Origin of the sequence: Streptomyces panacea (assembly GCF_040560175.1) — a bacterium.
GTDB lineage: Bacteria > Actinomycetota > Actinomycetes > Streptomycetales > Streptomycetaceae > Streptomyces > Streptomyces panacea.
The window spans coordinates 1-4623 of the sequence record NZ_JARJHW010000313.1; the positions used below are offsets into that span (position 1 = coordinate 1).

Below are 4623 nucleotides of genomic sequence, written 5' to 3' on the forward strand. Positions count from 1 at the left end.
CGTCGAGCTGGTCCGCCACCGCGCGGAGCAGGCCCGCGATGTTCGCGCCCTGGGACTTGTCCGGGTATCTGCCCCGTTCGAGCACGGGTGTGATGCTCTCCAGGAGCGTCGTCAGGTCCTGGACGATCGAGGCCAGTTCGTCGGGCTTGCGGCGCTGGGCCGCCGCCACCGAGGGGGCCGGGTCGAGGACGGTGACCGAGAGGGCCTGGTCGCCGCGTTGGCCCGCGACGACGCCGAACTCGACGCGCTGGCCCGGCTTCAGTGCGTCGACTCCGGCAGGGAGGACCGATGAGTGGACGAAGACGTCTCCGCCGTCGTCACGGGAGAGAAAGCCGAAGCCCTTCTCGCGGTTGAACCACTTGACCTGGCCGGTAGGCACGTCTGTCCTCGTCCTCATATGTGTTGGGGGCGCTGGCGCGCACAGAACGGCTCTGGATAGCACTACAGCGGGTCGGACGACCCGCCGAACCCAAGGCTAATGGTCCAGGGGCTGGTGACAAGACGTCGCCGGTTGGTTCCTCTCCGCAGGGAACTACCCTGGTGGAGTGACTGCTACTCCTTCATCACCCACGGCTGAACCCGCGACGGGAAGCACGACCGGACCCGCGACCGGACCCGCGACGGGACCGGCGGCCCACGAGGCCGGTCCCGGTGATCGGCTCGTCCGTGTCGGCGCGATCGTCTTCATCATCGGCGCGGTGGCCACACTGGTCACTGTGGCCCCGTTGTTCCTCGGGACGGACCCGTTCCCGACCCTCGCCTACGCGCTCTGCATGCTGATGGGCGTCGGCTTCGTGATCGCCGGTGCCGGGCTGCTCCGGTCGATCGCCGCGCAGCGCCGTCAGGCCAGGTCCGCGGCCTCCGCCACGTAGGACCGCAGCCACTCCGGGAACGCCAGCAGGTCCGGCAGTACCACTTCCGCGCCCGCCGCCCGCAGTTCCTCCTCGTCGCAGGGGCCCGTCGGCACCGCGACCGAGAGCGCACCCGCCGTACGGGCGCCCCGTACATCGCCGGTGTGGTCGCCCACGTACACGCTCGCGCCGTGCTCGCGCAGCGCCTGCGCCTTCGCTTCCGCCCACAGCCAACCGATCACCGCGTCCGGTTCGACGCCGAGGTGCGCGAGATGCAGCCTGGCGTTCGGCTCGTGCTTCGCCGTCACCACGATCGCCCGCCCGCCGAGCGCCTGAACAGCGGCGACGGCCTCGCGGGCGCCTGCCATCAGCAGCGTCGGCGCGATGGCGTGTGTGGGATAGATCTCCCTGTACCGGTCACCCACCGCCGCGATGCGGTCCGCCGGGAACCAGTGCGCCAGTTCCTCGTCGAGCGGCGGACCGAGCCGGGTCACGGCCAGGTCGGCGTCGATCGCGACACCGGTCTCGGCCGAGAGCGCGAGGTAGGCGGCGTGGATGCCGGGCCGGGAGTCGATGAGGGTCATGTCGAGGTCGAAACCGACCGTCAGCGGCGGCCTGGCCGGGGTCGGGGTCGGGAGGGCAGTCATACAAGCATTGTGCCTGGACCCCTCCGCCGGTCGGTGGCCGGATCTCGACGCCTAGACTTAGCCAAGCCTTACCAAGCCACGCCGTCGTACCCCCAGAGCCTGAGCCCAGCACCCGATTGGTCCCGATGCCAGCCGCCGCCCCGACGACCCACCGCACCAGACGCGCCCTCGTCGCCCGCCGCATCGGCTGGACGGCCGCCGCGGCCGTGGCCCTGCTGCTCGCGGTCCTGCTCAGCCTCGCGGTCGGGGCCCGCGCCGTCGCGCCGAGCGCGGTGTTCGACGCCCTGCTCAACGGGGGTCACAGCGACGACGCCGAAGTCGTACGGCAGTTGCGGGTGCCCCGTACCGTCATCGGCCTGATGGTCGGCGCCGCGCTCGCACTCGCCGGTACGGTCCTCCAGGGCATCACCCGCAACCCCATCGCCGACCCCGGCATCCTCGGCATCAGCCAGGGCGCGGCGGTCGGCGTCGTCATGGCCATCGCGTTCGCCGGGGTGCACACGCTGACCGGTTACGTGTGGTTCGCGTTCGCCGGCGCGGCCGTCGCCTCGGTCGCGGTGTACGCCATCGCGACGCGCGGCAGAGGCGGTGCGACCCCGGTCAAACTCGCCCTCGGCGGCGCTGCGATCAACGCGCTCCTGGTGTCCGTGACGATGGGCGTCCTGACGACGCGGGCCGCCGCGCTGGACGAGTTCCGCTTCTGGCAGGTGGGGTCGATCGCGGGCCGGGACGCCGAACTCGTCGGCCAGGTCTGGCCGTTCCTCGTCGTCGGTACGGTGCTGGTGGTGAGTGTCGCGCGCGGGCTCGACGCGCTCGCGCTCGGCGAGGACGTCGCGAAGGGCCTCGGCCAGAACGTCGGAGCCGTACGCGTCGTGGGCGGCGTCGGCGCGACCGTACTCGTCGGGGTCGGTGTCGCGGCGGCCGGCCCGATCGCGTTCATCGGCCTCGCCGTCCCGCACATCGCCCGTGCGATCGTCGGCAACGACCACCGCTGGCTGATGCCGATGGCCGCGCTCGTCGGCCCGGTGATGCTGCTGGTCGCCGATGTGCTCGGCCGCGTCCTGTTCCCGCCGGGCGAGGTGCCCGCGGGGGTGATGACGGCGCTGCTGGGTGTGCCGTTCCTGGTCGCTCTCGTACGCAGGAAGGCGGTACCGGCATGAGTACGACAGCCACACCGGCCACACCGGCCACGGCGGACCAAAAGACCGCCGGAGCGCGCGCCGGGGTACGGCCGGCCGGATACTCCCTCGTACGGACCCGGTTCGGCGCCCGGCGCGTGTCGTTCCTGCTGCACCGCCGCGCGGCGGCCGTCGCCGGCGTGCTCGTCCTGCTGCTCTGCCTCAGCTGCGTCGCCTACCTCAGCGTCGGCGAGAGCTTCGTCGCCCCCGCCGAGGTCCTGAAGGTGATCCTCGGACAGCCGTCGCCGGACGAACTCGTCGTCGGTACGCTGCGGCTGCCGCGCCTGGTGGTCGGCCTCCTCGTCGGCGCCGCCTTCGGCGTCTCGGGCGCGGTGATCCAGACCGTCGCCCGCAACCCGCTCGCCAGCCCGGACATCATCGGTGTCACACAGGGCGCGAGCGCGCTGACCGTCTTCGCGATGACGTACGGGGTCACCTCGTTCACCGTCCTGCCGTATCTCTCGGTCGGCGGCGGCATGCTGGCCGCCGTCCTGGTGTACGTCTTCGCCTGGCGCGGCGGGCTGCACGCCACCCGCTTCGTACTCATCGGCATCGGCTTCGCCATCGCGCTGCGCTCGCTCACCACGCTCTTCATGACGAAGGGCGACTATCTCGTCGCCCAGCAGGCCCAGGTGTGGATGTCCGGCTCGCTCAACGGCCGCGGCTGGGACGAGGCCGCGCCGCTCGGCTGGGTGCTGCTGATCCTGCTGCCCGCGGTGGCGTGGGCGGCGTACGCCCAGCGCACGGTGTCGATGGACGACGACACCGCCACCGCGCTCGGCGTGCGCCTGGGGCACGTACGGCTCGGCCTCGTCCTGCTCGGCGTGGTGCTCGCGTCCGTCGCGACCGGCACGGCCGGTCCGGTGGACTTCGTGGCGCTGCTCGCACCGCAGATCGCGCGGCGCATGACGCGTACGGCGCAGATCCCGCTGCTCTGCTCCGCGCTGCTGGGCGCGGTGATCGTCGTGCTCGCGGACCTCTTCGCGCGCAAGCTGTTCGCGCCCACCGAGTTGCCCGTGGGGGTGCTCACGGCGGCGATCGGCGCGCCGTATCTGATCTGGCTGATCATTCGCAGCCGTACCGCAGGAGCTGGAAAATGAGCACGAGCATCGGCACGGGCACGGGGACGAGCACCGGCGCGGGCACCGGCCTGAGCAGGCTCAGGGCGCGGGAGCTGACGCTCGCGTACGACGACCGCACGGTCGTCCACGACCTCGAACTGGCCGTCCCCGACGGCCGGGTGACCGTGATCGTCGGCCCCAACGCCTGCGGCAAGTCGACGACGCTGCGCGCGCTCGGACGGCTGCTGAAGCCGAAGAGCGGTTCGGTGCTGCTGGACGGCGAGGAGCTGGCGAGGATCCCGACGCGGAAGATCGCGCAGTCGATCGGCCTGCTGCCGCAGTCGCCGTCCGCGCCGGAGGCGATCACCGTCGCCGACCTGGTCTCGCGCGGGCGCCAGCCGCACCAGCACTGGTGGCAGCAGTGGTCGGAGGAGGACGAGCGGGCCGTCACGGAGGCGATGGCGCGCACGGACGTGACAGAGCTGGCCGAGCGGTCGGTCGACGAACTGTCGGGCGGGCAGAGGCAGCGCGTGTGGATCGCGATGGCACTGGCGCAGGAGACGGATCTGCTGCTGCTGGACGAGCCGACGACGTTCCTGGACATCGCGCACCAGGTGGAGGTCCTGGACCTCGTACGACGGCTCAACCACGACCAGGGACGCACGGTCGTGATCGTGCTGCACGACCTCAACCAGGCGGCGCGGTACGCCGATCACCTGGTGGCCATGAAGGAGGGCCGCATCGTCGCCGAGGGCCATCCGGGCGAGATCGTCACGGCGGAGCTGGTACGGGAGGTGTTCGGCCTCGAATCGGTGGTGGTACCGGACCCGGTGACGGGTTCACCGCTGGTGGTCCCGGGGGCGCCGTACCGGCCGGGGGACCTGTC

General features: G+C 71.8%; 6 protein-coding genes. 4 read left to right on the forward strand and 2 right to left on the reverse strand.

Going from position 1 to position 4623, the window contains the following annotated elements; all coding sequences use genetic code 11:
* Positions 1-379, reverse strand: a 379-nt coding sequence (locus P3L51_RS35205; RefSeq protein ID WP_354609436.1) for a cold-shock protein, incomplete at its 3' end; no start/stop codon positions are given.
* Positions 380-677: 298 nt separating this feature from the next.
* Between P3L51_RS35205 and P3L51_RS36085 the strand changes: the two genes are divergently transcribed.
* Positions 678-872, forward strand: coding sequence for a hypothetical protein (locus P3L51_RS36085; protein WP_435594595.1), 195 nt, complete (start codon positions 678-680; stop codon positions 870-872).
* On the opposite strand, the gene P3L51_RS35215 is transcribed toward P3L51_RS36085, so the two are convergent.
* Positions 842-1498, reverse strand: coding sequence for an HAD family hydrolase (locus P3L51_RS35215; RefSeq protein ID WP_354609438.1), 657 nt, complete (start codon positions 1496-1498; stop codon positions 842-844). The genes P3L51_RS36085 and P3L51_RS35215 overlap by 31 nt on opposite strands.
* 125 nt (positions 1499-1623) lie before the next feature.
* Between P3L51_RS35215 and P3L51_RS35220 the strand changes: the two genes are divergently transcribed.
* The 3 genes from P3L51_RS35220 to P3L51_RS35230 form a co-directional block, all read left to right on the forward strand.
* On the forward strand, positions 1624-2658 hold the full coding sequence (locus P3L51_RS35220) for a FecCD family ABC transporter permease (protein ID WP_354609439.1): 1035 nt from the start codon (positions 1624-1626) through the stop codon (positions 2656-2658).
* On the forward strand, positions 2655-3776 hold the full coding sequence (locus P3L51_RS35225; RefSeq protein WP_354609440.1) for a FecCD family ABC transporter permease: 1122 nt from the start codon (positions 2655-2657) through the stop codon (positions 3774-3776). Before P3L51_RS35220 ends, P3L51_RS35225 begins: the two co-directional genes overlap by 4 nt.
* Positions 3773-4623: ABC transporter ATP-binding protein (locus P3L51_RS35230; protein WP_354609441.1), on the forward strand; the 851-nt coding region annotated here is incomplete at its 3' end. The genes P3L51_RS35225 and P3L51_RS35230, both read left to right, overlap by 4 nt.

Bases quoted from the DNA above. Each gene is read 5' to 3' on its own strand.
- P3L51_RS35215 (WP_354609438.1), bottom strand. From the start codon at position 1,498: ATGACTGCCCTCCCGACCCCGACCCCGGCCAGGCCGCCGCTGACGGTC.
- P3L51_RS35220 (WP_354609439.1), top strand. From the start codon at position 1,624: ATGCCAGCCGCCGCCCCGACGACCCACCGCACCAGACGCGCCCTCGTC.
- P3L51_RS35225 (WP_354609440.1), top strand. From the start codon at position 2,655: ATGAGTACGACAGCCACACCGGCCACACCGGCCACGGCGGACCAAAAG.